Here is a 26,190-nt window from a genome sequence, read left to right as displayed (position 1 = left end):
GGTCAGTCGGCGGTCTCGCGGGCAGTCTTCTCCGCCTGGGCGGCCTTGACCCGGCCCTCGTTGATCTCGGCCATCGCCTCGGGGATCTCACCGGCGGTGAACTTGTCGCGACCGGTGGGCAGGCCGCCGAAGGCGTACGTCTCGTCGAACAACGGGGCGTCGGAGGGACGACGGCGCGACTCGACCTTCTCGATCACCGGCTCCAGGCGCTTGGCCTTGTCGGCCACCGCCTTCGCGTCCCGCTCGATGAACTCGGGCAGGATCTCCTTGCCCATGATCTCGATCGACTCCATGGTGCCCTCGTGGCTGCGCGGGTTGAGCAACAGGATGATCTCGTCGACGCCGCTGGCCTCGTAACCGCGTAGGAACTCACGCACGGTGTCGGGCGAGCCGATCGCACCACGGCCGGGACCATAGGCCAGCGTCGGATCGTCTTTGACCGCCTGCTCGTAACGCTCCCACACCTTGGTGCGGCCAGGGGTGTGCATACCGGTCAGGTAGTAGTGCATGATGCCGAACGAGAAGAAGCCGCCGCCGATGCCCAGGCGCTTGAGCGCCTCGTCGTCGGAATTCGCCACCATCATCGACAGGTCGCCGCCGATGGCCAGGATGTTGGGGTTGATCGCCGGGGTCACGGGAGCGCCCTGCTCCTCGAATTCCTTGTAATAGCCGTCAACCCGGTCCTTGAGTGCCTCGGGTCCGGTGTAGGCGAAACTCAGCGCACCGATGGCTTTCTGGGCGGCCATCTGCACCGAGGACGGGCGGGTGCAGGCCACCCAGACCGGCGGGTGTGGGCTCTGCAGCGGCTTGGGGATGACGTTGCGTGCCGGCATTTCGACGTGCTCACCCTTGAAACCGGTGAAGGGCGCCTCGGTCATGCAGCGGATCGAAACCTCAAGGGCCTCCTCCCACATGGTGCGCTTGTCGGCCGGGTCGATGTTGAACCCACCCAACTCGGCGACCGAGGACCCCTCACCGGTGCCGAACTCCACCCGCCCGTTGGACAGGTGGTCCAGCGTGGCGACGCGCTCGGCGATGCGGGCCGGATGGTTGATCGGCGGAGGCAGGTGCATGACACCGAAACCCAACCGGATGTCCTTGGTGCGCTGGCTCGCCGCGGCCAGGAACATCTCCGGCGCGGTGGCGTGGCAGTACTCCTCCAGGAAGTGATGCTCGGTGAGCCAGACGGTGGAGAACCCGGCCTTGTCGGCGGCCTCCACCTCAGCCAACCCGTCCTGGAACATCTGGTGCTCGTCATCGTCGGACCACGGCCGCGGAAGCGCGAACTCGTAGAACAGCGAAATCTTCATCGGTTTCCTCCTGAGGGGTTGCTGACGGTGCCCTGGATCTGTGGGTTGGCTGCTTGTGTGACTGGTTGTGCGACCGCGTTTTGAGCTCGGGCGATATGCGTGGCCGCCACATACCCGAAGGTCATCGCGGGTCCGATGGTCGCGCCCGCACCGGCGTAGCTGCGGCCCATCACCGCCGCCGAGACGTTGCCCACCGCGTAGAGCCCGTCCACGACGGAGTCGTCGGCGCGCAGCACCCGAGCGTGTTCATCGGTGCGCAGGCCACCCGAGGTGCCCAGGTCCCCGAGGATGATCTGGAACGCGTAGTACGGCGGCTTGCCGAGCGGGCGCAGATTGGGGTTCGGCAGCGTCGGGTCCCCGTAGTAGTTGTCGTATGCGCTGTCACCGCGGTTGAAGTCGTCATCGTGCCCGCCATGCGCCAGCTGATTGAACCGCTCGGCGGTGGCCCGCAGATTCTCCGCGGGTACGCCGATCTTGCCGGCCAGCTCCTCCCAGCTGTGGGCCTCGACCACCACACCGGAATCCAGCCAGGCCCGCGGCACTTTGCGCCCGGTGGGCACCGGGGCGAACGGGATCTTCGGGATGGGCAGATGCCCGGCCACCACGTAGCGGTGGAACGAGTCGATGTCGGTGACCAACCAGCACGGGATGTGGGCGACTCCGGATTCCTGCCCCTTGATCATGGCGTGGGCGAAATCCATGTACGGTGCCGCCTCGTTGATGAACCGCTTGCCCTCGCCGTTGACCACGAACTGTGACGGCATCATCCGCTCGTTGAGCATGAACTGCAGCCGGCCGTCGGGCCAACAGATGGCCGGGAACCACCATGCCTCGTCGAGCAGTTCGGTGGCACCGCCGGCCTTCTCGCCGGCCCGGATTCCGTCGCCGGTGGCCGCGGGATTGCCGAAGCTCCAGTCCTGCTCCAGTATCGGCAGGTGTTCCTTGCGCCAGGCCATGTCATGGTCGAACCCACCGGAGGCCAGGATCACGCCCCCGGTGGCACGAATTCTGACCGCACGCCCATCCCGCTCGACGACGGCGCCGAGTACTGCCCCATCCGGGCCGGTGATCAGCGAGGTCATCGGCGCATCCAGCCACAGCGGGATGTCGTGCTGCTTGAGCGCCAACCGCATCCGGGCGGCCAGCGACTGGCCGATGGCGGCCATCCGGTCGCCGAACACCCGGGCCCGCACCATCCGCCAGATCAGCTTCAACAAGACGGCTTTGCCGCGCCAGTTCTGCCGGACCTGGTAGAAGAGCCGAAGATCCTTGGGGGCGAACCAGATTCCTTTCGGGGCCAAGGCCAGCGGGGCGAGCAGCTCCTGCTCGTGCTCACCGAGCTTGCGCAAGTCGATGGCCGGGACGTTGATGGTGCTGCCTTGGGCTGAGCCGCCTGGGAGCTCCGGGTAGTAGTCGGCATAGCCGGGCTTCCAGACGAATTCGAACCAATCGCTGTCGTGTTCGAGGAAATCCATCATCTCTGGTGCGGCCTCGACGTACTTGCGCAGCCGAGCGTCGCTGACCGTGCCCTCGGTGATTTGCTTGAGGTAGTCGAACACGCCGTCCGGGGACGGCACATAACCGGCCCGACGCTGCGACGGCGCCCCGGGCACCCAGATGCCCCCGCCCGAGAGCGCGGTGGAACCGCCGAAGTGGGACGACTTTTCGATCACGAGGGTCTTGAGCCCGGCTGCGTCGGCGGCCAGCGCCGCCGTCATGCCGCCGCCGCCGGATCCGATGACGAGCACATCCACCGTTTCGTCGAAGGGGTGTGCAGTGGTGTCTGAGCTCATGCTGCGATTCCTACCGCCGTCCTGATTGCGAATCCTGCGATCAATTCCGGTGCCGCCCGGTAGAAGTGGTTTTCCGTCCGGTATGGACCGTTGGCTGCCAGCGCTGCGAAGGCGGCCACCCAGGTACGAATCTCGTGTGCCGAGTTGCCCCCTTCGCCGGCGATGAAGGTGTTGGACCAGCTGTCCAGTTCGGCGAGCCGGCCCTGGTCGAAGATCTCCAGCAGGCTGTGGTCCCATTCGGGGTTCAGTGGCCGCAGCACACTGTCACCGTGGGCGAAGTCGTGCGCAGCCTGGCTCACCGCGGTCTGCCGGGCCATGCGTTGCTCGGCCGTCATCGGCACCCCGTGCACGATCCGGTCCAGCGCTGCCGGCGGTGCGGTGGCCAGCGTCGGCACCGGCGGGTCATGCGAGAGCCCACCGGATCCCAGGACCAGCACCCGCTTGTCGAGGGTCGACAGAAAGGTACCGACGGCCGCGCCGAGCGCACGGGACCGCGACAGCGGACCCAGCGGAGTGGCAACGGAATTGATGAAGATCGGAACGATGGGACGCGCGGTCGCCTCGCCGAACAACTCCTGTAGCGGCTGCACCGTGCCGTGGTCGACATCCATGCTCGTGGAGATGGCGACGTCCACCCCGGACTCCCACGCCGCCTGCGCGCACTGCTGCGCGATGTCGCCGGCGACATCGAGGGCGCCGTCGTGCGTCCCGTAATCCCCTACTCCGGACGCGGCGGTGCCGATGCAGAACGGTGGCATCAGCCGATAGAAGAACCCGTTGTAGTGGTCGGGTGAGAAGGTGACGACCAACTCGGGGTCGTAGGCGGCAACGAACTCGCGAGCACGGCCGACCGCTGTTCTGATCTCGTCGAGGAGTTCAGCCGACGGTCCCGGAAGATTCAGCAGTGGGCTGTGGGACATACAGCACAGGGCTACTGGCACCGTTCACACCTCCTTCCACCACGTGAAGGACGTCGAACAGAGCTTCGCTCAGGTCCGGGGCACGCTGAGCGATGTCGGCCCCGGCGATGCAGCGGTCCGGCCGCAGCACCAAGACGGACTCGGCGTGCACGTCGAACCAGGATTTGAGCGCACCCGTTCGGTCGCCGACGATCACCACTGAGCCGTCATCGTTGTCGGCATCGTGGCCGGTCCAGAACAGCTGAGTCTGTGGCCGTGCCGCAATGAACTTCGCCCCCAGGGCTTTCCAGCGCGCATAGGCCTGCTCGCCGAGCAACGCACGCGGATTGTTGTTCCAGCACAGCACCGCGAAGTTCAGCCCGATCACATCATCGAGCAGTACGTTCGACTGCTCGCGAGTGTCCACCCGCGGCTGGATGAACAACGTGCCCGCGGGTGCGTCCGCCGTCGGCGCCTTCGAGTGATAGACCGCGCCCTGGTCATAGCGCGGCATGGGCTTGAAGCGCATCTCCAGCACGTAGCGCTTGAGAGCCGGAACCACTGAAGCACCGCGAATCAGCTTGTCCCGCAGGACCGCGACCTTGCGGTTGGTGGGCGAGATGACCCGGCCCACCAACGTCGACAGATCGATCATGGCCCGGGCATGCTTGCGGCGCTCGGTGTCGTAGCTGTCCAGCAACGCGTCGCCGGCCTGACCGTTGACCACCGCCGCCAACTTCCAGCCGAGGTTGGCCGCGTCCCTGATGCCACTGTTGTAGCCCTGGCCCTGCCAGACCGGCATCAGGTGCGCGGCGTCGCCGGCCAGCAGGAACCGGCCCTTGCGGAAGTTCCCGGCGATCCGGGAATGGTGTGTGTATACCCGCCGGCGGATCACGTCGACCTTGTCCGGGTGCGGCACGAATGGGGCGAGCAGACGGGCCACGAACTCGGGATCTTCGGCCTGCTCGTCGGTTTCGTCGGCATGGATCATGAACTCGAACCGACGGATGCCGTGCGCGATCGAGATCGAGGCATAGGGCCGGTCCGGGTCCGCGCCAACCTCGCTGTTCGGGTGTCCCAGCGGGTCGTTGGCCAGGTCGACCACCACCCAGCGGGTCGATGACGTGGTGCCGTCGAACGACACTCCCATCAGATGACGGGTGGCGCTACGCCCGCCGTCGCAGCCCACCACGTAGCGGGCCCGCACTGCGGGGACATCGGGTCCGAACTCGACCGTCACCCCGTCAGCGGTCTCGACCGCCGACTCCATGCGGCGGCCCCACGCCACCTGCACATGCTCGAATCGGTCCAGTCCGACCAGAAGTTGCGCATCGACGAGCGGCTGGACGAAACCGTTGCGCTTGGGCCAGCCGAATCGTGCGTCCGGAGGCGCCATTTCGGCCAGCAGCCGGCGGTTACCGTCGTAGAACCGCAGGATCTGGTTCGGCACGGTGTGCGGGAGGATCGCCTCGACCAGCCCGATCGATTGGAAGGTACGCAGCGACTCGTCATCGAGCCCGACTCCGCGAGGATAGTCGATGAGAGTGTCGCGCTCCTCCACTACGAGCGTCCGGACGCCCTGGATACCAAGAACATTTGCCAGGGTCAGGCCGACCGGCCCAGCCCCGACGATCACGACATCGACGTCGTCAGCCACGGTCGCGCCCCAACAGGAAGTCCAGATGCAACCGGTTGAACGAATCCGGGTCTTCGTACTGCGGCCAGTGCCCGCAGTCCGGCATCACCTCGAACCGGGCGCCGGGAATCATCGACGCGATCCGCCGGCCCTCGCTGACGTCGGCGGTCGGGTCGTCACTCGTCCACAGCACCAGCGTTGGCGCGGTGATCGATCCGTACTCCTTGGCCCCCAGCAGGTTCCGTGCCCGGATCTCCGGATCTTGCAGCGCCATGATGTCGCTCATCGCGGCGACGAATCCGGGCTGTCGGTACACCGCCTGGCGACTGGCCACGATGTCGTCGTAGTCCTTAGTCTTGTCGGCCATCAACCACTTGATCCGGGCCTGCACGGTCTCCCAGCTCGGGTTCTCCGCGGCCGCCATCGACAGCGTGATGATCCGCTTCATCACCTCGGGGTCGGCCTGTGAACCACCGGCGGTGTTGAGTACCAGCTTCTCGACGCGGTCCGGGTGATCGGCGGCGGCCCGCGCGGCCACCCAGCCGCCCAGCGATTCGCCGGAGATGTGGGCGCGTTGTGCGCCGATGGCGTCGAGGAAACCGATCAGGTGATCGACGTAGTGCGCGACCTCCAGCGGATGGCCGGGCTTGTCGGTGTAGCCGTGCCCGAGCATGTCGATCGACCAGGTCGAGAAGTGCTCGGCGTGGGATTCCAGATTGCGCACATAGGCCTCGGCATGCCCGCCCGAACCGTGCAGCAGGACCAGCACGGGAAGCTTCGGATCACCGGCATGCAGGTAGCGGGTGCGGATGCCCTTCACATCGAGGTAACCCTGCGAGAACGCGACACCCTGCAGGTCAGCCCAGACGCTCTCGTACTCGGTGGCCGAAACGGATCCGGAGGCCGGCCCGGCGGCAGTGCTCGTCATGTTCCCCTCTCCAGAGGTAGCGAGAATGCTATTCTCCAAATTTGTAAGCACTTTGCTCATATAACGCACATCTCAGTGCATTATTATCAGAGCATCACTCTCGCGGTGCTATCTGTCAAGGAGGGGCGCGATGCCGGCCAAGGCAAGCCAGCCGCAGGCACAATCGAAGACCGATGGCAATCCCACCGGAGCGCCCGGATCACAAACGCTGGCACGGGGTTTGAGCGCACTTGCCGCCATCGCCGCGGCGCCCACCGGGCTCACCGTGCAGCAGGTCGCCGACCATGTCGGGGCCCATCGCACGATCGCCTACCGCTTGCTGGCCACCCTCAGTCAGTTCCGTTATGTGGCAAAGGGCGAGGACGGGCGTTACCGGCCCGGTGCCGGATTGGCCGCGCTGGGAGCGTCATTCGACAACAACATGCGCGCGCTCAGTGTGCCGACCCTTCGGGCCCTCGCCGATGAACTAGGCAGCACCGTCTCCCTGCTGGTGGCCGAAGGCGACCAACAGGTGGCGGTGGCAGTGATCGTGCCGACCCAGGTGTTCTACCAGCTGTCTTTTCACGAGGGCAGCCGCCATCCACTGGACCGCGGCGCGGCCGGGGTGGCACTGCTGGCAAGCATGCCGCCGCGTCCCGGCGAACGTGAGCTGGTCCGCCAAACCCGCGAACAGGGCTGGGTCATCACCCACGGCGAGATCGAACCCGACACCTATGGCCTGGCGGTTCCCGTGCGTCGGCGTCTGGCGTCGCCACCCACCTGCATCAACCTCATCTCGCACCGCGAAGACGTCGTGCTGGGCGGCAAGGACGCGGTGGTCCGAGCGGCAAACGAACTATCGGCCATCCTGTACTGAAAGGGAAATGACAGTGACCCGTATCGAATTCGATTGGGACGACGAGGTCGACGTCGTCGTACTGGGCAGCGGCGGCGCCGGACTCACCGCGGCGCTGACCGCGTCGGCCAACGGCGCATCGGTCGCGATCTATGAGAAGGCACCGACCGTCGGCGGCACCACCGCGGTCTCCGGCGGCATCGTGTGGATCCCGGCCCACGACCGCAGCGCCGACGGACCCCTGCCGGTCTCGGACGCGATCGACTATCTGCAAGCCCAATCGCTGGGCTACCTGGATGCCGATCTGGTCGACACCTTCGTGCGGACCGGCCCGTCGATGCTCGACTTCGTCGAGGAAAACAGCGAGTTGCGGTTCGCCGTCGCCGAGGGGTTTCCCGACTACAAGCCAGAACTCCCCGGCGGACGGCCCGGCGGCGGCCGCTCACTGAGTGCCGCGCCGGTAGACCTCGCGAAGCTCGGCGTCTGGAAGGACCGGATCACCTCGTTCCCAGCCGATTTCAGCAACGTCGGCATCGACGCCGAAACCCGCGCGCGGATTCACGCCGTGTACGACGATCCCGACGCCGACCTGTGCGTGGCGGGCACCGCCCTGATCGCCGGGCTGCTGCGCGGACTGCTCGACCGCGGTATCGAGCCCGTCACCCAGGCCCGCGCGCTCGAGCTGATCGGTGATACCGAGGGCATTTCCGGGGTACGGATCGGCTTCACCAACACCGGTGATGCGGCCATTCATGTTCGGGCGCGCAGCGGAGTGGTGCTGGCCACCGGCGGGTTCGAATGGGACGCCAAGCTCGTCGAGGCCTACCTGCGCGGGCCTATGCGCGGTGCGGTCTCCCCACCGAACAACACCGGCGACGGCCTACGGATGGCCATGGCGCACGGCGCCGACCTGGCGAACATGGGTGAAGCGTGGTGGGTCCCGATCGTGCAGATCCCCGGTGACACCATCGACGGTCATCCGCGCAGCCGCAGCGTGCGGCTGGAACGGACCCGGCCACGCAGCGTCATCGTCAACCGCGCGGGCAGACGCTTCCTCAACGAGGCCGGCGAGTACAACTCGATGGCGGGCGCATTCCAGTACCTCGACCCCAAGATCGGCTACGCCAACGATCGAGCCTGGATCGTGTTCGACTCGGTGCACCTGCAGCGCTACGGCTTCCTCGGCGTCGAACCGGGCGAGACGGTGCCGGACTGGTTCTGCGAATCGGCCACCCTCGCCGAGCTGGGCGCCAAGACCGGCATCGATGCCGAGGGCCTGGCCGAAAGCTTGAACCGCTGGAACGACAACGTCTCTCGCGAGGTCGACCCCGACTTCGGCCGCGGATCGAGTGCGTACGACGGGTACTGGGGCGACAATTCGGCGGCCACCCCGGCCGGCCAGACGCTCGGACCGCTCGATACCGCACCGTTCTACGCGGTGCCGGTCAAGATCGGCGCGATGGGCACCAAAGGCGGTCCACGCACCGACCGCGACGGCCGTGTCCTGCACGTCAACGGCACCCCGATCCCCGGGCTGTTCGCGGCAGGCAATGCCATGGGCGGAGTGACCGGCAAGGCCTACGGCGGAGCCGGCGGTACCCTCGGGCCCGCAATGGTGTTCGGCTACCGCAGCGGCTATGCGGCGGCGACCGGGAAATCGGTGGGCTGAGGGGCCGTCCGTCCTGGCCCTACCTGGCTGAATCCGCGATCAGTTGCGCCGCAGCGCTGTACGGGTCGGAGGTGCCGTCGGCCACCGCGGCGGCCAGCCCGTCCAGCTCGGCGTGGTTACGCAACAAGGTCTGCGCCAGCGACAGGATCTGCGTCCGGGCCCGCGCCACGCGCCGCGCCGCGGTGTCAGCCCGGTGGTGAGCGTCGATGGTCTCGACCAGCTCCGCCAGCCCCTGACCTTGAGCCGCAACAAGTTTGAGTACCGGTACGCTGGCCTCGGCCCGTAGGTCACGGACCGTCTGATCGGCCCCTTCGCGGTCTGCCTTGTTCACCACCACCAGATCGGCGACTTCCAGCAGCCCCGCCTTGGCGGCCTGCACGGCGTCACCCGCGCCGGGATTGAGGATCACCACGGTCGGATCGGCGATTGCGGCGATCTCGATTTCGGACTGCCCCACGCCCACCGTCTCGAGCACGATCAGGTCATAGGACAGCGCGGCCAGCAGCCGGATCGCCGCCGGCACCGCGGCAGCCAGCCCACCCAAGTGACCGCGGGTGGCCACCGACCGGATCAGCACGTCCGGATCGTTGATGTGAGCGGCCATCCGGATCCGGTCGCCCAGCAGCGCGCCTCCGCTGTACGGGGACGACGGATCCACCGCAAGCACCGCAACCCGCAGGCCACGCTCGCGGTAGGCACCCACGAGCGCACCAACCGTCGTCGATTTTCCGGCTCCTGGCGGTCCGGTGATACCGATGACGCGTGGCGAGGCGGGCCCGAGCACCGCGAGAACCTCATCACGACGGTCACTTTCGACCATGCTCAACAACCTGCCGACAGCACGCTGGGATCCACCGCGTGCCGCGGCGATGAGCTCTTCGATGTTGTGCGTCGTCATCACGGTTGACACTACGGCGATGCCACCTCGATGACGGTCGCCGAGCCCATCCCGCCGCCCGCACACATCGCAGCCACGCCGATACCGCCGCCACGCCGGCGCAGCTCGTGGACCATGGTGGCCAGCATGCGGGCCCCGGTGGCCGCCACCGGATGCCCCAGTGAACACCCGCTGCCGCTGACGTTCACGATCTCCGGGTTGAGGTCGAGCAGCTTGATGGTGGCGACGCACATCGACGCGAATGCCTCGTTGATCTCGAAAAGATCCACATCAGACAACGAAAGGCCCGCCCGGCCAAGGGCTTTGGTGATTGCCTCGACCGGGGCAAGACCGGTCGAGGCCGGGTCCACACCCACCGAGGCCCAGGACTTGATGGTGGCCAGGGCCGGCAGACCCAGCTCGTCGCTGGCGATGGTCAGCAGTGCGGCCGCATCGTTGGCACCACACGCGTTGCCTGCGGTGATGGAGAATCCCTCGATCTCGGGATGTAGCGGTTTGAGCGCGGCCAGCTTCTCCAGGGTGGTGTCACGGCGCGGATGCTCGTCGGTGTCGAACAGCCCGTGGGGAGTCTCGATCGGGACGATCTCCTCCTTGAACCGACCCTCGTCGATCGCCGCGATGGCCTTGAGGTGCGAGCCCAGCGCCCACTGGTCCATCTCCTCCCGGCTGACCCCGGCCTTGACCGCGGCGTTCCAGCCGACCGTGATCGACATGTCCATGTTCGGCGCGTCCGGCCGATCCGGATGGGTGGGCGGGAACCAGTTCACCCACTCGGCATCCTTGGCGCTGCTCACCGCGCGGAGGAACCGCGGTGAGGTGGACGCCGAGTTGACCCCGCCGGCCAGAACCAACCGGTCCATCCCGGCCCGAATGCCGGCGGCCGCGTTCTGCACGGCGGCCTGACCGGCTGCGCAGTGCCGATTGACCGCGGCACCAGGAACCGTGGTGAGGCCGGCGGTGATCGCGGCGTGGCGCGCGACGACACCGCCGCCGTAGAGGCCCTCGCCGAGGATCACGTCGTCGACCGGAATGGTGCCGCGCCCGGCGAGGTCCTCGACCGCCGCGCGCACCACATGGTCAGCCAGCGCATAGGCATCCGTGTCACGCAAAGTGCCCTTCTTGGCGGTGCCGATGGGGGTGCGCAGTGCGGACACGATGACGGCTTCAGGCATTGATCTACTCCCTGGTTTACCCGGTAAGAGAATGTTATTCTCGCAGTCAGAGAGTGCCAGTTGCAAGAAGGGGAACCGTATGCAAATCGCCGGTAGTTCCGCGATCGTCGTCGGCGGTGCGGGCGGACTGGGTGAAGCGACCGTCCGCCGCCTACAGGCCGCGGGCGCCAAGGTGGTCGTTGCGGACCTGGCCGATGAGAAGGGCGCAGAGCTGGAGAAGCAGCTGGGCGTGCGCTACGTGCGCACCGACGCCACTTCCGAGGAGTCGGTGCTGGCCGCCATCGCCGAGGCCGAAGCGCTTGCCCCGCTGCGCATATCGGTGGACACCCACGGCGGCCCCGCTGCCGGCGGTCGCCTGGTCGGCAAGGACGGTTCCCCACTCGGCCTCGACGGGTTCAAGAAGACCATCGAGTTCTACCTGACCGCGGTGTTCAACGTGATGCGGCTGTCCGCGGCGGCGATCGCCAAGACCGAACCGCTGGAGGAAGGCGGCCGCGGCGTCATCGTCAACACCGCCTCGATTGCCGGTTATGAAGGCCAGATCGGCCAGCTGCCCTACTCGGCCGCCAAGGGTGGGGTGCTGGGGATGACGCTTGTTGCCGCGCGCGATCTGTCGCCGCTGGGCATCCGCGTCTGCACCATCGCGCCCGGCACGGTCAACACCCCCGCCTACGGCAAGGCCGCCGATCAGCTCGAGCAGTACTGGGGCCCGCAGGTGCCGTTCCCCAAGCGCATGGGCCGCTCGAGCGAATATGCACAGCTGGCGCAGAGCATCGTCGAAAACGACTACCTCAACGGCGAAGTCATCCGCCTCGATGGGGCGTTGCGCTTCCCGCCCAAGTAATAGTCTGTCGCGATGAGCCTGACCGGCAAGGTCGCCTTCGTCGCCGGGGCCAGCCGCGGCATCGGCGCGACGATCGCTGCCGCCCTGGCCGCCGAAGGCGCTGCGGTGGCGGTCGCGGCCCGCTCTGAGGAGCAGGGCAAGCTGCCGGGCACCATCGGGTCGGTGGCCGCGGCCATCAACGAGTCCGGTGGCCACGCCTTCCCCGTCGCCTGCGATGTCACCGACGAGGAATCGGTGAACAAGGCTGTCGCCAAGACGGTTTCAGAACTCGGTGGCATCGATATCCTGGTCGCCAATGCCGGCGTCCTGTGGCTGGGTCCCATCGAGACGACGCCGCTCAAGCGCTGGCAATTGTGCCTGGACGTCAACCTCACCGGGGTGTTCCTGGTCACCAAGGCTGTCGTCCCAGAGGTGCGCAAGCGCGGCGGGGGTTCGCTGATCGCGATCACCACCACCGGCGTCGACATGATCGAGCACGGCTCCAACGCCTACTGGGTTTCCAAGGCCGCCGCCGAACGCCTCTACCTCGGCCTGGCCGCCGACCTGCGCGAGGACAACATCGCGGTCAACTGTCTGAGCCCGTCGCGGGTAGTGCTGACCGAAGGCTGGCAGGCCGGCGGCAGCGGCTTGCAGATCCCACCGGAGATGGTCGAACCGCCCGAGGCGATGGGACGCGCCGCCGTCCGACTGGCCGGGCAAGATGCCCGCGGCGTCACCGGGACCGTCCAGCGTTCCGAGGCCCTCACCTTCTAGCTCGCGGTGCCGACGGATCAGTTCTTGGCGATCAAGCCATCCACGATCCGGTTGAAATCAGCCGTGCCGAACGAGACATATTCGGCGAGGTTGGCGTAGTCCAGTGACGCCATCACCTGCTGTTCCAGCTGGATGTTCATCAAGCGCTTGGTGGCCTCGACGGCTTGCTTCGGCAGATCGATCAGCTTCTTCGCGCACGCGATCGCCTCGGCGAGCGGGTCCTCGACCACGTGGTTGGCCAGGCCCAGCTCCAACGCGCGCTGAGCCTTGATCCGCACACCGGTGAGCGCAAACTCCTTGGCCTGCAACAAGCTGATCTGTGAGCCCCACACCAGCGGACCACCGTCAGCGGCCACCAACCCGATCTGTACGTGCGGATCGGCGAAGTGTGCGGTCTCGGCCATGTACACCACGTCGGACAACGCGGCGAGGCTGCACCCGAGCCCGACCGCCGGACCGTTCACCGCGGCAACCACAGGAATGCGGCAACGCACCATGCCGATGACGAGATCGCGCCCGTGCTTGATCGTCTTCTGCCGCAAGGCCTCGTCGCGCCGCAACTCATCGAGGTAATTGAAGTCACCGCCCGCTGAAAATGCCCGTCCCGCACCGGTGATCACGGCCGCACGCGCGTCGGCGTCCTCGTTGAGCTCTTCCCACAACCGTGCGAGACCGACGTGCAAGTTGTCGTTGACCGCATTGAGCGCATCGGGGCGGTTCAGCGTGATGATGCGCAGGGCGCCGTCGGCCTGCACATCGATTTCGTCTGGCATTCCGTACATTCAGACTCCCAGTCCGAGGATTCGTGAGGCGATGATGTTCTTCTGGATCTGCGACGTGCCACCCATGACGCTCTGTGCGCGGCTGTAGAGGTAGGCACTGAGAAGTTCTGGGTCCTCGGTCCCGGTGACCGCAAGCGCGGCGTGCCCGACGGACTGCTCGACCCAGGTCATGAGCAGCTTGTCCAGGGAGCCGTCCGGGCCGTGTTTGAGACCGTCGAGCTGTTCGGACAGCCGGCGCCGAACGTGCAGACGCAGCATCTCGGCCTGCACCCCGGCCCACGCCAGATCTTCGGGAACCTTCCCGTTGACCCGAGAAGCCATCTCGCGCACCAGCTTTCCGTAGCGCGCCGAGTAACCGAGGGTCGACGGTTCACGCTCGTGGCTGACCACCGTCATGGCCAGGCGCCAACCGTCACCCGGTTCGCCCACCATGTTGGAGGCCGGCACCACCGCACCGTCGAACGCCACCTGTCCGAACTCCGTGGTGACACCGTTGATCATCTGCAGCGGCCGCTGCTCGATGCCGTCCTGGTGCATCGACACGATGAACGCCGAAATCCCTTTATGTTTGGGGAGGCGGCCGGCTCCGTCTCTGTCCGTACGGGCCAGCACCAAGCACCAGTCCGCCACATCGGAGTAGCTGGTCCAGATCTTGTGCCCGTTGATGATGTAGTTGTCGCCGTCACGTGTCGCCGTGGTGGTCAACGAGGCCAGATCCGAACCGGCGCCGGGCTCCGAAAAACCTTGGCACCAACGCTCGGTGCCGTTGATCATCCCCGGCAGGAACCGCTGCTGCAGTTCCTTGCTGCCGTGATGGCCGAGTCCGACCACCAGGTAGCCGAGGCTTGGCCGTGGCGGTGCGCCGGCCCGCGCCAGCTCCTCATCGACGATGACGTCGTAGACCGGCGGCAGGTCCTGGCCGCCGAACTCCTCGGGCCACGAGGTGCCGAAAAACCCTGCGGCATAGAGGGCCTGATGCCAGTCCCCCATCCGGGTCCAGTAGTCGTCGCCGGACGCTTTGAACGACGCGGCATTGTCCGCCAGCCAGGTCCGCAGCCGGTCCCGGAAGGCAGCTTCCTCGGGTGAATCACGAAAGTCCAAGATCAGTGACCTCCAAGTCTTCTAGCTTGACGGGCCACAACTCGGTGGCCACCAGAACCCGGCGCAGATACACATGCGCCAGGCACTCCCAGGTGTTTCCGATACCGCCGTGTACCTGGATCGCGGTCTCGCAGACGGTGCGCGCGGCGCGGGCACAGTAGACCTTGGCGATCTTGGCGGCCCGGACGGCTTCGGCTGCCGGCAGTTCGTCTACCGCCCACGCCGCGTGGCGCAGCACGCTGATCGACCCTTCGATCAGCGCGAGCCCCTCGGCCAGCAGGTGTGCGACCGCCTGGTAAGAGCCGATCGTCGAGCCGTACTGCTCACGCACTTTCGCGTAGTCGACGGCCAGCGCGTGCGCACCCCGGGCCGCACCGACCAGGTCGGCGCCGGTAGCCGCCAGTGCCAGTGCCTGCCATCGCAGAGCGTCCTCGCCCGGCAGCTCGGCGAGCTCCGCCGGTGCCTCGACCACACCGACCGTGCTGCGGGTCAGGTCCACACCGGCAGTGGCGGCTTCCTCGGCGGCGACCGCCACCTCCCGATCAAGCCGCCGGGCCAGATCGTCGGCGAGCACCGGCCCGAGGAAGGGCACGTCGACCAGGCCGCGTGCGAACTCCTCGGCGATGATCGCCACTTCCACGCCGGAGGCGCCGTCAGAACGCAAGGTGCGCCACTCGGTTGCGGCGACCGTGCTCTCCAACCGGGCGATCCGGCCCTCATCCGACAATTCTCCGACCGCATCGGGTCCGAGGTCGTCGGCCAGTTTCGCTGCGGCCTCGCGCAGCTGCCGCTGTTCAGACGTCAGACGAACGTCCATGCCGCTCCTTCAGCACTCGTCGCAATACCTTTCCGGAAGGTAACCGGGGTATCTCGGTTACGAACTCCACGCGGCTGGGCCGCTTGTACGAGGCCAGCCGCGCACCGACAAGATCGATGAGCTCCTCGGCTGACACCTCAGCATGTTTCGACACAGCGGCCACGATGGCCTCGCCGTCGGCGGCATCCGTCACCCCGAACACCGCACAGTCGGAGACCGCGGGGTGGCTGTGCAGCACCGCCTCGACTTCGGCCGGCGCCACCTGAAACCCGCGGACCTTGACCATCTCCTTGGATCGGTCGGTGATGTGCAGGTATCCGTCGTCATCGAGGTGGCCGATGTCGCCCGTGCGATACCAGCCGTCGCAGAATGCGCCCGTGGTGGCATCCGTCGGCAGGTAGCCGGCCATCACCGAATCGGACCGCACCTGGATCTCGCCGTCCTCATCGATGCGGACGTCGACCCCGCGCACCGGGGTGCCCACCGTGTCGATGCGGGCGGCATCCAGCGGATTACAGGCGATCACCGGGAGTTCGGTGGTGCCGTAGGCGGTCAGCCACCGGATTCCGGATCGTTCCGATACGGCGTCGGCGACGCTGCGGGTCACCGGGGTGGCGCACCACATCACGTAGCGCAGCGACGACAGATCGTAGCGGTCCAGCCGGGGGTGCGCAGCCAGGGCCAGAGCGATTGGCGCGACAGCCATTTCGATCGTGATGCGGTCGGATTCGATGTGGCGCAGCATGGAGTCGACGTCGAAGCGCCGATGCAGGCGCATCCAGGCGCCGGTGTCGAGCACCATCGCGATGTTGAGCAAACCCAGGATGTGCGACGGCGGCGTCATGATCTGCATGCGGTCGGCACCGGTGAACCCGAGCGCATCACGCCAATGGTCGATGGCCGCCGCGAACCCGCGATGGGTGTGTCGCACCGCCTTGGGCAGGCCCGTGGTTCCCGAGCTGAAGACGAACAGCGCATCACCGTCGGGGTTGGGCGGGTCGAACTGCCTGCGGCCCGGGGTGATCGGCTCATCCAGATGCAGCATGGGCATCTGCGCGGCCAGCGCTTCGTGATCGCCCACCGCGTGGCCGGGTGCGGTCAGCGCGAGAACATGCGCCACCTCGGTGGCCTTCCAGGCCGGGCTGATCAGCACGGCCACCGCACCGAGGCCCCAGATCGCCCGCAGGGCAACGACGAACTCGGGACGGTTGGACGACATGATCGCGACGCGCCCGCCCGGGCGAACTCCGCGCTGTTCCAGCGCAGTGGCCATCCCGCTGGTCAGCGCGTCGAGCTCGGCCAGGGTGTACTCACGGTCGTCGAAAGCGAGCACGACGGGGTCAGTCAAGTTCTCAACCCCTCTCTTGAGCACACCGGGTAGGCGCCAACCACGCCGAGAAGATACTATCAGTTAGCGAGAATGGTATTCTCTTCATATCAGAACGTACGTGCATGCACAGGGGAGTCACATGACCGCAGAACCGACGGCCGGCAGCGCAGCGGACGGCAAGGTCACGATCGTGTTCGACCGCGAGCAGTTGTCCGTGCCCCGCAGGCAAGGTGAGACCCTGCTGGAGAGCGCGCGCCGGGCCGGTATGACGCCGCCGTTCTCGTGCGAGGCGGGCAACTGCGGCACCTGCATGGCCAAGCTTCTCGAGGGGACCGCCACCATGCGGGTGAACGATGCGCTCGACGACGACGAGGTGGCCGACGGCTACGTGTTGACCTGCCAGGCAGTTCCGGACTGCGATTCGGTGACGGTCTCCTACGACGAAGACTGAGCTTTCGGTCAAGGTGACCGCCGGTTTCTACTGCAGGGCCGCAGGTTTGGAGCGGTCACGACCCCGCGGTAGAAACCGGTGAATCAGAAACCGTGTACTCGTCGAACACAGGCGCGGGCCGGTACTCGGGCGTGTGGCCGGCGACGTGCACCGGGGATCCCACCAGCCGAAAATCCCCTGCCGTCACGAGCATCTCGGGCGTCGCGTCCAGCGCCTGGGGCAAGGTCCGCACCGCGGCCGCCGGGATCCCCAGCGGCTTGAGCCGTGACTCCCAGCCCGCAGCGGTGTCGGTGGCCAGAGCCGCGGTCACCACATCCAGAACCTCGTCGCGGCCGGCGGCCCGCTCGGCCATGGTCCCGAATCCCTCGATCCCGGCCTCCCCGGCGAACGACTTCCAGAACCCGTCGTGGGTGATGAACAACGCCAGATAGCCGTCAGCCGTGGGAAACAGCTGCGCGGGCACGTAATACGAGTGCGCGCCGAACGGATGGCGGCGCGGTTCGGCACCGTCGTTGAGATACGCCGACGCACGATAGTTGAGCTGCGACAGCATGACGTCACGCAGCGAGACGTCCACCTGACCACCCTTGCCCGAGACGATCATCGCCAGCAGGCCGAGCGCGGCGGTCAAACCGGTCGAGTTGTCCGCAGAAGAATAGCCCGGCAGCGTGGGCGGGCCGTCAGGATCACCGGTCATCGCGGCCACCCCGGTGGCGGCCTGGATGACGTAGTCGAACGCCGGGTCATCTCCCCCGTTCAACCCGAACCCCGTCATCGCGACGCAGACGATCTTGTCGTTGAAGCGGCGCAGATTGTCATACGTCAGGCCCAGCCGGCGGATCACCGAAGGCTTCATGTTGACCAGCAGTGCATGCGAATCAGCCACCAGCTCACCGAGTTTCGCCTTGCCCTCGTCAGATCCCAGATCGATGCAGATGCTGCGCTTGCCCCGGTTGAGGCTGGCGAAATAGCTGTCGCTGACCTGACGGGAGATCTCCCCGCCCGGCGGTTCGACCTTGATCACCTCGGCCCCCAGATCCGCCAACATCATGGTGGCGTACGGGCCGGCCAGCATGACGCCGACCTCGATGATGCGGATACCAGCGAGCGGCGCGCTCATTTCGCCGCGAACCTGATCATCGAACGGCCCTGGCAAGTTCGGCGATCACCTCACGCGTCCGGTACTTCGACGCGATCAACTCGTCTCGGTTGTCGCCGATCGGCAGCAGCCGTACCGACAGATCGGTCACCCCGGCGTCGGCGAACTGCTTGAACCGCTTCAGGATTGATTCCTCGTCACCGGCCGCGCACAGATCCCCGACATTGCGGGCCTCACCCCGGTCCAGCAGCCGCTGATAGTTCGGTGAGGTTTCGGCCTCGGCCAGGATGCGGTTGGCCCGCTCCTTGGCGGCCTCGATCTCGGAGTTTGCGCACAGGGTGACCGGGATGCCCGCCACGATGCGCGGTGCGGGTTTACCCGCCTCCGCGGCGGCTTTGTTGATCTTGGGCGCGATGTGCTCACCGATCGCCTTCTCGTCAGCCATCCACAGAGAGGTTCCGTCGGCGTGCTCACCGGCGATCTGCAACATCACCGGGCCCAAGGCGGACACCAGCACCGGCATCGGGGTGTCGGCGGCGAGCACGGTCGGATTGTGCACCGTGAACGAATCGTTCTCCACGTCAACCGGACCCGGACCGGAGATCGCGGTGTTGAGCACCTGCAGGTAATCCCGGGTATAGGCGGCGGGCTTCTCGTAGGGCAGGCCGAGCATGTCACCCACGATCCAGTGATGCGACGGACCGACGCCCAGCGCCAGCCGGCCCCCCGACATCGCGTGCACCGAGAGCGCTTGGCGGGCCAGTGCAATGGGATGCTGCGCCTGCAACGGCACCACCGCGGTACCCAACTCGATGCGCGTGGTGTTTGCGGCCATCAGGGCCACCATCGTCAGACAGTCGAAATCGTTGGGCACCTGCGGCATCCACGCACTGTCCAGTCCGGCGGATTCGGCCCATTGGATGTCTGATACCAGTTTGGAGACCTTGCGGGCCATGTCGCCGCGCTCGGCCCCGATCATCACGCCCAGCCTCATGACTCCGAAACCTTTTCTGTCAGGGCGCGAACGTCGGTCACCAAGGTCTCCAGCGACGTCCCCGTCGGGAACACCGCTGCGGCACCGGCATCCAGCAATTTCTGGACGTCGGATTGCGGGATGGTGCCACCGACGACGACGGCGATATCGCCGGCATCGGCTGCCCGCAACGCCTCGACGGTGCGGGTGGTCAACGCGACGTGTGCGCCGGAGAGAATCGAAAGACCTACGAGAGCAACATCTTCCTGCAATGCGATCGACACGATGTCCTCGATGCGCTGCCTGATACCGGTGTAGATGACCTCGAATCCCGCGTCACGCAGTGTGCGGGCCACGATCTTGGCGCCACGGTCGTGTCCGTCGAGACCGGGCTTTGCGACAAGTACTCGAGTTGCCATGGCTAGAACACCACCGGCTGTTGGAACTCGCCCCACACGGACTTCAAGGTCGACACCATCTCTCCCACTGTGCAATACGCATTGGCGCAGTCGATCAACCGGTGCATCAGGTTGTCGTCGCCATCGGCACCCCTGGCCAACGCGGCCAAGGCTTGTTTGACCGCAACGTCATCACGCTCGGCCTTGACCTTCGACAGGCGCTTGAGCTGCAGATCGCGGCCCTCGGCATCGAGCTCATAGGTGTCGATGTCGGGTGCAGGCTCGTCGGTGACGAACTTGTTGACTCCGACCACCGGACGCACCCCGGACTCTGTCTCCTGATGGATCTTGAACGCCTCGTCGGCGATCAGGCCTTGCAGGTAGCCATCCTCGATGCACCGGACCATACCGCCGTGCTTCTCCAGGTCGTCCATGATCTCGATGATCTTGGCTTCGGTGGCGTCGGTGAGCGCCTCGACGAAATACGAACCGCCCAGCGGGTCGGCGACTTTGGTGACACCGGTTTCATAGGCGAGGATCTGCTGGGTCCGCAGGGCCAGCGTCGCGGATTCCTCACTGGGCAGGGCGAACGGCTCGTCCCAAGCTGCGGTGAACATCGACTGCACGCCGCCCAGTACTGCCGCCAACGACTCGTAGGCCACCCGCACCAGGTTGTTCTGCGCCTGCGGCGCGTACAAAGAGGCTCCGCCGGCCACACAACCGAACCGGAACATCGAGGCCTTGTCGGTGGTCGCGCCGTAGCGCTCGCGCACGATCGTTGCCCAACGACGGCGGCCGGCACGGTATTTGGCGATCTCCTCGAAGAAGTCACCGTGGGTGTAGAAGAAGAACGAGATCTGCGGGGCGAACTTGTCGATCGTCATCCGCCCGCGTTCGACGACGGTGTCGCAGTAGGTGACGCCGTCGGCCAGGGTGAACGACATCTCCTGCACCGCGTTGGCACCCGCGTCGCGGAAGTGCGCCCCGGCCACCGAGATCGCGTTGAACCGCGGCACCTCGGCGGCGCAGAACTCGATGGTGTCGGCGATCAGGCGCAGCGACGGCTCGGGCGGCCAGATCCAGGTGCCGCGGGACGCGTACTCCTTGAGGATGTCGTTCTGAATAGTGCCGGTCAGCTTCTCGCGTGGCACGCCCTTCTTCTCGGCGGCAGCGACATAGAAGGCCAGCAGGATGGCGGCAGTGCCGTTGATGGTGAAGCTGGTGCTGATCTTGTCCAGCGGGATCCCGTCGAACAGGATCTCGGCGTCGGCCAGCGTGTCGACTGCAACGCCGACGCGGCCGACTTCCTCGCCGTACTCTTCGTCGTCGGAGTCGTAGCCACACTGCGTCGGCAGGTCCAGCGCCACCGACAGCCCCGTACCGCCCTGATCGAGCAGATAGCGGTACCTGCGGTTGGATTCCTCGGCGGTGCCGAAGCCCGAGTACTGCCGGAAGGTCCAGGTCTTGCCGCGGTAGCCGGAGGCGAAGTTGCCGCGGGTAAACGGATAGGTCCCGGGGGGAGGCGGCTCGACCGCGCGATCGCTCGGCCCGTAGACGGGCGCCAGCGGGATGCCCGATGGAGTCTCTACCGAAGGGACAGCTTGCTCGCTCATCAGTGGATAACGTACTTGCTAAAAATGAGAATGCCAATACCGCACGGTGGAAATGAGCCGCCTGGACTGGTTTGAACTGCGTCGACCCGGGCGCCCGACGCCGGCAGCGCCCCGCGCGAACCCGTCTGGTCGACGCCGATTCCTCGGCCGCCGCACCCGACGATTACGAGACTTGCTAAAAATGAGAATGCCAATACCATTTGGGTACGGTTGACACACGGCGCACAGCGGACGCTGCGCTCGACGAGGAGGACCATGTCCAGCCAGCAAGAGTCATTCACCGATCGCACGCTGGTCGTATCCGGCGGCAGCCGGGGCATCGGGCTGGCGATCGCACTCGGCGCCGCCCGCCGGGGGGCGAACGTGGTGCTGCTGGCCAAAACCGCAGAACCGCACCCCAAGCTTCCCGGAACCGTGCACACCGCGGTCGCCGAGGTCGAGGCGGCCGGAGGCAAAGGCGTGGCCGTCGTCGGCGATGTGCGCAAGGAAGAGGACGTGGCCCGCGCCGTCGAGACCGCGGTCGAGCACTTCGGCGGCATCGACATCGTGATCAACAACGCCAGCGCCATCGCCACCGAACCCACCGAGGCACTGTCGGCCAAGAAGTTCGACCTCATGATGGACATCAATGTCCGCGGCACGTTCCTGCTCACCAAGGCCGCCCTGCCGCATCTGCGCAAGTCGACCAACCCACACGTGTTGACGCTGGCCCCGCCGATGAACATGAACCCCTACTGGCTGGGCGCACACCCGTCGTACACCTTGTCGAAGTACGGCATGACGCTGCTGTCGCTGGGATGGGCAGCCGAGTATCCGGGTATCGGCTTCAGCTGCTTGTGGCCCGAGACCTACATCGCGACCTCGGCCGTGGCCAACCTGGCCGAAGGCGACAAGATGGCTGCGCAGTCTCGCAGCCCCGAGATCATGGGCGACGCGGCGGTCGAGATCCTGTCCCGCCCGGCAGCCGAGGTCACCGGTCAGACCTTCATCGACTCCGCCGTACTCGGCGAGGCCGGGGTCACCGACCTGTCCTGTTATGGCGGCGGGGACAATCCGATCATCGACATCTTCATCGACGCACCGGGGCAGGGCCTGTGAGCATCTCACTACTGCTGGAGATGGCGGTCTCGGGCGGACCGGACCGCACCGCGGTGGTGTCCGACGACCTGCGCCTGACCACCGAAGAGCTCAGCGCCCTGGCCGACGGCGGCGCCGGCGTCATCGCGGCCTCCGGGGCCTCTCACGTCGCTTACGTCGGCACCGGGGGCGCACTGCTGCCGCTGCTGCTGTTCGCCTCGGCCCGGGCCGCGGTGCCGTTCACCCCGCTGAACTACCGGCTCAGCCAGGACGGCTTGCTTGAGCTGATCGAGCGGCTACCGCAGCCACTGGTGGTCGCCGACGCCGAGTACGCCGACGTCGTCGCCGGCGCGGGCAAGCAGGTGATCTCGTCCGAGGAGTTCCTGGCCGCGGCACGAAGCGCCGAGCCGGCGGCCGAATTCGCCGACCCCGACGCCGTCGCGGTCGTGCTGTTCACCTCGGGCACCACCTCACGTCCCAAAGCCGTCGAACTCACCCACAACAACCTGACCAGCTACATCACCGGGACGGTCGAATTCGCCTCGGCGGCACCCGAAGACGCGGCCCTCATCTGTGTCCCGCCCTACCACATCGCCGGGGTCAGCGCGGCCATGTCCAACCTGTACGCCGGGCGGAAGATGGTCTATCTGCGCCACTTCGACGCCGACAAATGGGTTGAGCTGGTCCGCACCGAAGGCGTCACCTCGGCGACGGTGGTACCGACCATGCTGGACCGTATCGTCACCGCACTGGAAAGAGCCGGCCTCGAGTTGCCGACCCTGCGCAACCTCGCCTACGGCGGCTCCAAAGTTGCGCTGCCGCTGGTCCGCAAGGCCCTGCAACTGCTGCCCGGCGTCGGCTTCGTCAACGCCTACGGATTGACCGAAACCAGTTCCACCATTGCAGTTCTGGGGCCAGACGACCACCGCGAGGCGCTGGCCGCTGAGGATGCTGCCGCCGCCCGCCGACTCGGCTCGGTGGGCCAGGTGGTGCCCGGTATCGAAGTCCAGATCCGCGCCGAGGACGGCACGGTACTGGGCGCCGGAGAGACCGGTGAGCTGTTCGTGCGCGGTGAGCAGGTGTCGGGTCGCTACACCGACATCGGCTCCGTGCTCGACGCCGAAGGCTGGTTCCCCACCAAAGATGTCGCCATGCTCGACGAGGGCGGCTACCTGTTCATCGGCGGACGCTCCGACGACACCATCATCCGCGGCGGCGAGAACATCGCCCCGGCCGAGATCGAGGACGTACTCGTCGAGCATCCCGAAGTTCGCGACGTCGCCGTCGTCGGCCCCGAGGACCCGCAGTGGGGACAGATCATCGTGGCCGTGGTGGTGCCGGCCGTGGGCGCCTCCCCCGACCCCGAAGCGCTACGCGATCATGTGCGTCAGCAGCTGCGCGGATCCCGCACCCCCGACCGGGTGGTGTTCCGCGACGAACTGCCCACCAACCCGACCGGCAAGGTTCTGCGCCGCCAACTCGTCGACGAACTCGCACCGATCTCTAAGGAGTCAGCATGATCAAGAACGGCACCCGCCTGCAGAGCCAGGTGTGCGACACCCAGGTCATCGTGGTGCGTAGCGCCGACAGCCTCGACGACCTGCGCGCCGGTGGCGTGGCGATGATCCCGCTCGACCAGGACAAGGACTCGGGCGCCACGATCGACGCCGCGTTCTCCGACGGAAACCTGATGGGCAAGCGCTACGTCGACGACTCTGGCGCCGAGGTGCTCGTCACCAAGGCCGGGGCAGGCACGCTGTCGGTCGGAGCCACCGCACTCAGCCTCAAGGAGGCCAAGCCGCTGCCCGCCAGCGACTAGTTCACGCGTGACGGCTGGTCACTCCCCCGTCCACCACCAGCTGCGTGCCGGTGATGAACGACGCCTTTGCCGACATCAGGAACGCCACGGCCGCGGCGACCTCCTGGGGCTGACCGAGCCGGCCCATCGGCGCGGCTTGCTCGAAGCTCGCGCGGATCTCCTCGACGTCCAACGCAATCTGCAGCATCGGGGTGTGGATGAAGCCCGGGCACACTGCGTTGACGCGAATTCCCAACGGGCCCAACTGAGCAGCCATCGACCGGGTCATACCGAGCAGCCCGGCCTTCGAGGCGCAGTAGGCCGGAATGAACGGGTTGGCCGCCAAGCCCTCGATGCTCGAGATGCCGACCACCGCAGGCGATTCGCCGTCGGCCGCGGCCTTCTCCAGGTACGGCAGCAGCAACTGGGTCAACAGCGCCTGTGCCCGCAGATTCACATCGAGCACCGCGTCCCAGGACTCCTCGGTGTAGGCACCGACCGGTTCGGGGATCACCCGGCCCGCGGCGTGCACCAGACCGTCGATGCCGTCGAGCGCTTGAGCTGCTTCCTCGACGGCGCCTGACAGCGCACCCGTGTCACACACGTCGATCACCGCTGAAGGCATACCCAGAGCGTCGGCCACTTCACGAACCTCGGGAGCCATGTCCCACAACGCAACCCGCCGACCATCTGCGATCAGCGCCTCCGCGCTGGCCCGGCCGATCCCCGAGGCTGCACCTGTCACCACCACACCTGTCATGCCGGACACCGTAGTGGTTCGACGGAGGTTCGGATTCAGGTTTCCCGCCAGGCGGACTCTTGCCGGGGCTGAGGAGGCTATCCGAACTGACCGAGCACGCGGCCCCACCGCAGGGCCACCTGTAACTCCGCGGCCCTCAAGTGCACAGGACGGCCCAGGATCTCCTCGCACGTTCGCAACCGGTAAGCCACCGTTCGGTCCGTGACGCAGAGTTCGGCGCAAGCCGCTGCCGCGGTCTGCCCGGTACGCAGGTAACAGTCCAGTGTCTCGCGCATCCGCCGGTTGCGCTCCCCGGCACCGGTGAGCGCACCGAGTTCCCGCTCCACGAAATACCGTGCGCCTGCCTCATCGTTGAGTGCGGCCGCCTCGATCGTGACATCGTCGTAGTGGCAAGCGTTCTCGTCGAGCCGGGACGCAACCGTACAGGCCAGTGCCGCCTGGCGATGGGTGGTGCGGAATCCGTCCGCGCCACTGAGCGGATCTCCGATTCCCATGTGCAGGCCCGGCTCGTCCGACGGCTCGAATCGGTCGGCGGCCAGCCAGGCCCAGGCCACCTCGCCGGTAGCCGCCACGACGAACGACCGTACCGCCAGGTCCTGCGCCACCCTGTGCAATACGATCGCTGCGTCCGGCCCCTCGGCAACCAGACCGACATGCCGACCGAGGAGGTCGTAACCGAATTCGGCGGCACCGAAATATGCACCGTCGAGTACGTCACGCACCATCTGCACCTTACGTTGGGCGGAGCTGCGAAGGAACTGTTCGTGTTCGCGTTCGAAGGCCTCCTCGACGTCGCTCACGACGCTGTCGACATAGGTGAACATGAACCGCGACGCGATGCGCAACACCTCGGCGCGCAGCTTTGAATCTGCGCAGGTGACAGATGCGATCTGCAGGCAACGGTCCAGGCACACCTGATGACCGAGGCGGTACATCGTCAGCAGGTCGGCAAGCGCCAGCCCCGCCCGGGCCGCCGCGCGTGCCTCGTCGAGCGCCTCCGACGGCGTCTCTATCGGTTCGTGCCGGCGATCCCGCAACGCCTGCAGCGATCCCCTGGTGTTGCCGTAGGCGCTGCGCCGCATCGCACGGTCGAGTTGGAGCCGCAGCCGCTCATCGACGAGCGGCAGTTCCTCCACCACGCGCTGCATGATCTCGTCGACGACCTCGTCGAGGACGATTTCAAGTCCGTCGGCGAGATCGTTCAACGAGGCATCGATCTGGCGCACTGCCACGCCATCCATTCGACCACTCCGG

The 26,190-nt window shown here is 66.7% G+C and carries 25 protein-coding genes; 8 read left to right on the top strand and 17 right to left on the bottom strand.

The window, feature by feature from the left end:
- Window positions 1–2 precede the first annotated feature (2 nt).
- The 5 genes from BKG60_RS24495 to BKG60_RS24475 are packed head-to-tail and all read right to left on the bottom strand — an operon-like array spanning window position 3 to window position 6,566.
- The gene (locus BKG60_RS24495; protein WP_070945124.1) at window positions 3–1,310 is read right to left on the bottom strand and encodes an LLM class flavin-dependent oxidoreductase; all 1,308 of its coding nucleotides are present in this window, start codon (window positions 1,308–1,310) and stop codon (window positions 3–5) included.
- Window positions 1,307–3,103, bottom strand: a complete 1,797-nt coding sequence (locus tag BKG60_RS24490; protein WP_070945125.1) for an FAD-binding protein — start codon at window positions 3,101–3,103, stop codon at window positions 1,307–1,309. The genes BKG60_RS24495 and BKG60_RS24490 overlap by 4 nt, the downstream gene beginning before the upstream one ends.
- Window positions 3,100–4,023 carry a 3-carboxyethylcatechol 2,3-dioxygenase gene (locus BKG60_RS24485; RefSeq protein WP_070945126.1) on the bottom strand — a complete coding sequence of 308 codons (924 nt, stop codon included), beginning with the start codon at window positions 4,021–4,023 and terminating at the stop codon, window positions 3,100–3,102. The genes BKG60_RS24490 and BKG60_RS24485 overlap by 4 nt, the downstream gene beginning before the upstream one ends.
- The gene (locus tag BKG60_RS24480) at window positions 3,980–5,659 is read right to left on the bottom strand and encodes a bifunctional 3-(3-hydroxy-phenyl)propionate/3-hydroxycinnamic acid hydroxylase (protein ID WP_070945127.1); all 1,680 of its coding nucleotides are present in this window, start codon (window positions 5,657–5,659) and stop codon (window positions 3,980–3,982) included. The genes BKG60_RS24485 and BKG60_RS24480 overlap by 44 nt, the downstream gene beginning before the upstream one ends.
- Window positions 5,652–6,566, bottom strand: a complete 915-nt coding sequence (locus BKG60_RS24475; protein ID WP_070945128.1) for an alpha/beta fold hydrolase — start codon at window positions 6,564–6,566, stop codon at window positions 5,652–5,654. The genes BKG60_RS24480 and BKG60_RS24475 overlap by 8 nt, the downstream gene beginning before the upstream one ends.
- A gap of 130 nt (window positions 6,567–6,696) precedes the next feature.
- Between BKG60_RS24475 and BKG60_RS24470 the strand changes: the two genes are divergently transcribed.
- Window positions 6,697–7,422: an IclR family transcriptional regulator gene (locus BKG60_RS24470; RefSeq protein ID WP_070188331.1), complete on the top strand. Its 726-nt coding sequence runs from the start codon at window positions 6,697–6,699 to the stop codon at window positions 7,420–7,422.
- A gap of 7 nt (window positions 7,423–7,429) precedes the next feature.
- Window positions 7,430–9,070, top strand: a complete 1,641-nt coding sequence (locus tag BKG60_RS24465) for an FAD-dependent oxidoreductase (RefSeq protein WP_070945129.1) — start codon at window positions 7,430–7,432, stop codon at window positions 9,068–9,070.
- A 19-nt stretch (window positions 9,071–9,089) separates the two neighbouring features.
- On the opposite strand, the gene meaB is transcribed toward BKG60_RS24465, so the two are convergent.
- A complete protein-coding gene (gene meaB / locus BKG60_RS24460; protein WP_075910162.1) occupies window positions 9,090–9,968 on the bottom strand; it encodes a methylmalonyl Co-A mutase-associated GTPase MeaB in 879 nt (292 codons plus the stop codon).
- Between the two features lie 11 nt (window positions 9,969–9,979).
- The gene (locus BKG60_RS24455; RefSeq protein WP_070945130.1) at window positions 9,980–11,140 is read right to left on the bottom strand and encodes a thiolase family protein; all 1,161 of its coding nucleotides are present in this window, start codon (window positions 11,138–11,140) and stop codon (window positions 9,980–9,982) included.
- Window positions 11,141–11,219: 79 nt separating this feature from the next.
- Here BKG60_RS24455 and BKG60_RS24450 point away from each other — a divergent pair, with 79 nt between their 5' ends.
- Both BKG60_RS24450 and BKG60_RS24445 read left to right on the top strand, forming a co-directional pair.
- The gene (locus BKG60_RS24450) at window positions 11,220–11,984 is read left to right on the top strand and encodes an SDR family NAD(P)-dependent oxidoreductase (protein ID WP_070945131.1); all 765 of its coding nucleotides are present in this window, start codon (window positions 11,220–11,222) and stop codon (window positions 11,982–11,984) included.
- A gap of 12 nt (window positions 11,985–11,996) precedes the next feature.
- Window positions 11,997–12,737: an SDR family NAD(P)-dependent oxidoreductase gene (locus tag BKG60_RS24445; protein ID WP_070945132.1), complete on the top strand. Its 741-nt coding sequence runs from the start codon at window positions 11,997–11,999 to the stop codon at window positions 12,735–12,737.
- A 17-nt stretch (window positions 12,738–12,754) separates the two neighbouring features.
- On the opposite strand, the gene BKG60_RS24440 is transcribed toward BKG60_RS24445, so the two are convergent.
- Genes BKG60_RS24440 through BKG60_RS24425 form a run of 4 tightly spaced genes read right to left on the bottom strand, consistent with a single transcriptional unit; the run spans window position 12,755 to window position 16,785 of the window.
- Entirely contained in the window at window positions 12,755–13,519 is a 765-nt protein-coding gene (locus tag BKG60_RS24440; protein WP_070945133.1) for an enoyl-CoA hydratase/isomerase family protein, read from the bottom strand.
- Window positions 13,520–14,620: an acyl-CoA dehydrogenase family protein gene (locus tag BKG60_RS24435; protein WP_070945134.1), complete on the bottom strand. Its 1,101-nt coding sequence runs from the start codon at window positions 14,618–14,620 to the stop codon at window positions 13,520–13,522. It lies immediately after the preceding gene.
- Complete coding sequence (locus BKG60_RS24430) at window positions 14,607–15,437, bottom strand: acyl-CoA dehydrogenase family protein (protein ID WP_070945135.1); 831 nt, start codon at window positions 15,435–15,437, stop codon at window positions 14,607–14,609. Before BKG60_RS24430 ends, BKG60_RS24435 begins: the two co-directional genes overlap by 14 nt.
- Entirely contained in the window at window positions 15,415–16,785 is a 1,371-nt protein-coding gene (locus BKG60_RS24425) for a class I adenylate-forming enzyme family protein (protein ID WP_070945183.1), read from the bottom strand. Before BKG60_RS24425 ends, BKG60_RS24430 begins: the two co-directional genes overlap by 23 nt.
- A 121-nt stretch (window positions 16,786–16,906) precedes the next feature.
- Between BKG60_RS24425 and BKG60_RS24420 the strand changes: the two genes are divergently transcribed.
- Entirely contained in the window at window positions 16,907–17,218 is a 312-nt protein-coding gene (locus BKG60_RS24420; protein ID WP_070945136.1) for a 2Fe-2S iron-sulfur cluster-binding protein, read from the top strand.
- Window positions 17,219–17,273: 55 nt separating this feature from the next.
- Here BKG60_RS24420 and BKG60_RS24415 read toward each other — a convergent pair whose 3' ends face one another.
- From BKG60_RS24415 to BKG60_RS24400, 4 genes are read right to left on the bottom strand one after another with little or no spacing between them, the layout of a single operon-like run.
- Window positions 17,274–18,338, bottom strand: a complete 1,065-nt coding sequence (locus BKG60_RS24415; protein WP_070945137.1) for a CaiB/BaiF CoA transferase family protein — start codon at window positions 18,336–18,338, stop codon at window positions 17,274–17,276.
- Between the two features lie 16 nt (window positions 18,339–18,354).
- Window positions 18,355–19,311, bottom strand: coding sequence for an LLM class F420-dependent oxidoreductase (locus BKG60_RS24410; protein WP_070945138.1), 957 nt, complete (start codon window positions 19,309–19,311; stop codon window positions 18,355–18,357).
- Window positions 19,308–19,709, bottom strand: a complete 402-nt coding sequence (locus BKG60_RS24405; RefSeq protein WP_029109924.1) for a cobalamin B12-binding domain-containing protein — start codon at window positions 19,707–19,709, stop codon at window positions 19,308–19,310. Before BKG60_RS24405 ends, BKG60_RS24410 begins: the two co-directional genes overlap by 4 nt.
- 2 nt (window positions 19,710–19,711) lie before the next feature.
- Window positions 19,712–21,301: a methylmalonyl-CoA mutase family protein gene (locus BKG60_RS24400; protein ID WP_070945139.1), complete on the bottom strand. Its 1,590-nt coding sequence runs from the start codon at window positions 21,299–21,301 to the stop codon at window positions 19,712–19,714.
- A 255-nt stretch (window positions 21,302–21,556) separates the two neighbouring features.
- On the opposite strand from BKG60_RS24400, the gene BKG60_RS24395 reads away from it, so the two are divergent.
- From BKG60_RS24395 to BKG60_RS24385, 3 genes are read left to right on the top strand one after another with little or no spacing between them, the layout of a single operon-like run.
- Window positions 21,557–22,399: an SDR family oxidoreductase gene (locus BKG60_RS24395; protein WP_070945140.1), complete on the top strand. Its 843-nt coding sequence runs from the start codon at window positions 21,557–21,559 to the stop codon at window positions 22,397–22,399.
- Window positions 22,396–23,898 (top strand): class I adenylate-forming enzyme family protein, encoded by a 1,503-nt coding sequence (locus BKG60_RS24390; RefSeq protein WP_075910151.1) that lies wholly within the window; start codon window positions 22,396–22,398, stop codon window positions 23,896–23,898. Before BKG60_RS24395 ends, BKG60_RS24390 begins: the two co-directional genes overlap by 4 nt.
- Entirely contained in the window at window positions 23,895–24,197 is a 303-nt protein-coding gene (locus tag BKG60_RS24385) for a hypothetical protein (RefSeq protein ID WP_070188315.1), read from the top strand. Before BKG60_RS24390 ends, BKG60_RS24385 begins: the two co-directional genes overlap by 4 nt.
- Window position 24,198: 1 nt before the next feature.
- Here the strand turns inward: BKG60_RS24385 and BKG60_RS24380 are convergent, their stop codons facing one another.
- Together BKG60_RS24380 and BKG60_RS24375 are read right to left on the bottom strand one after the other, a co-directional pair.
- Entirely contained in the window at window positions 24,199–24,936 is a 738-nt protein-coding gene (locus tag BKG60_RS24380; RefSeq protein WP_070188314.1) for an SDR family NAD(P)-dependent oxidoreductase, read from the bottom strand.
- Window positions 24,937–25,013: 77 nt separating this feature from the next.
- Window positions 25,014–26,168 carry a PucR family transcriptional regulator gene (locus tag BKG60_RS24375; RefSeq protein WP_165688725.1) on the bottom strand — a complete coding sequence of 385 codons (1,155 nt, stop codon included), beginning with the start codon at window positions 26,166–26,168 and terminating at the stop codon, window positions 25,014–25,016.
- Window positions 26,169–26,190: the final 22 nt, after the last annotated feature.

The sequence above is a fragment of the Mycobacterium syngnathidarum genome (assembly GCF_001942625.1).
In the GTDB taxonomy this organism is placed as follows: Bacteria; Actinomycetota; Actinomycetes; order Mycobacteriales; family Mycobacteriaceae; genus Mycobacterium; species Mycobacterium syngnathidarum.
Note: the sequence above shows the minus strand (reverse complement) of the source record. Positions and strands in the feature narration are given on the sequence as shown.

Bases quoted from the DNA above. Each gene is read 5' to 3' on its own strand.
- BKG60_RS24495 (WP_070945124.1), bottom strand. From the start codon at position 1,310: ATGAAGATTTCGCTGTTCTACGAGTTCGCGCTTCCGCGGCCGTGGTCC.
- BKG60_RS24490 (WP_070945125.1), bottom strand. From the start codon at position 3,103: ATGAGCTCAGACACCACTGCACACCCCTTCGACGAAACGGTGGATGTG.
- BKG60_RS24485 (WP_070945126.1), bottom strand. From the start codon at position 4,023: ATGTCCCACAGCCCACTGCTGAATCTTCCGGGACCGTCGGCTGAACTC.
- BKG60_RS24475 (WP_070945128.1), bottom strand. From the start codon at position 6,566: ATGACGAGCACTGCCGCCGGGCCGGCCTCCGGATCCGTTTCGGCCACC.
- BKG60_RS24470 (WP_070188331.1), top strand. From the start codon at position 6,697: ATGCCGGCCAAGGCAAGCCAGCCGCAGGCACAATCGAAGACCGATGGC.
- BKG60_RS24465 (WP_070945129.1), top strand. From the start codon at position 7,430: ATGACAGTGACCCGTATCGAATTCGATTGGGACGACGAGGTCGACGTC.
- meaB (WP_075910162.1), bottom strand. From the start codon at position 9,968: ATGACGACGCACAACATCGAAGAGCTCATCGCCGCGGCACGCGGTGGA.
- BKG60_RS24455 (WP_070945130.1), bottom strand. From the start codon at position 11,140: ATGCCTGAAGCCGTCATCGTGTCCGCACTGCGCACCCCCATCGGCACC.
- BKG60_RS24450 (WP_070945131.1), top strand. From the start codon at position 11,220: ATGCAAATCGCCGGTAGTTCCGCGATCGTCGTCGGCGGTGCGGGCGGA.
- BKG60_RS24445 (WP_070945132.1), top strand. From the start codon at position 11,997: ATGAGCCTGACCGGCAAGGTCGCCTTCGTCGCCGGGGCCAGCCGCGGC.
- BKG60_RS24440 (WP_070945133.1), bottom strand. From the start codon at position 13,519: ATGTACGGAATGCCAGACGAAATCGATGTGCAGGCCGACGGCGCCCTG.
- BKG60_RS24430 (WP_070945135.1), bottom strand. From the start codon at position 15,437: ATGGACGTTCGTCTGACGTCTGAACAGCGGCAGCTGCGCGAGGCCGCA.
- BKG60_RS24420 (WP_070945136.1), top strand. From the start codon at position 16,907: ATGACCGCAGAACCGACGGCCGGCAGCGCAGCGGACGGCAAGGTCACG.
- BKG60_RS24415 (WP_070945137.1), bottom strand. From the start codon at position 18,338: ATGAGCGCGCCGCTCGCTGGTATCCGCATCATCGAGGTCGGCGTCATG.
- BKG60_RS24410 (WP_070945138.1), bottom strand. From the start codon at position 19,311: ATGAGGCTGGGCGTGATGATCGGGGCCGAGCGCGGCGACATGGCCCGC.
- BKG60_RS24405 (WP_029109924.1), bottom strand. From the start codon at position 19,709: ATGGCAACTCGAGTACTTGTCGCAAAGCCCGGTCTCGACGGACACGAC.
- BKG60_RS24400 (WP_070945139.1), bottom strand. From the start codon at position 21,301: ATGAGCGAGCAAGCTGTCCCTTCGGTAGAGACTCCATCGGGCATCCCG.
- BKG60_RS24395 (WP_070945140.1), top strand. From the start codon at position 21,557: ATGTCCAGCCAGCAAGAGTCATTCACCGATCGCACGCTGGTCGTATCC.
- BKG60_RS24385 (WP_070188315.1), top strand. From the start codon at position 23,895: ATGATCAAGAACGGCACCCGCCTGCAGAGCCAGGTGTGCGACACCCAG.
- BKG60_RS24380 (WP_070188314.1), bottom strand. From the start codon at position 24,936: ATGACAGGTGTGGTGGTGACAGGTGCAGCCTCGGGGATCGGCCGGGCC.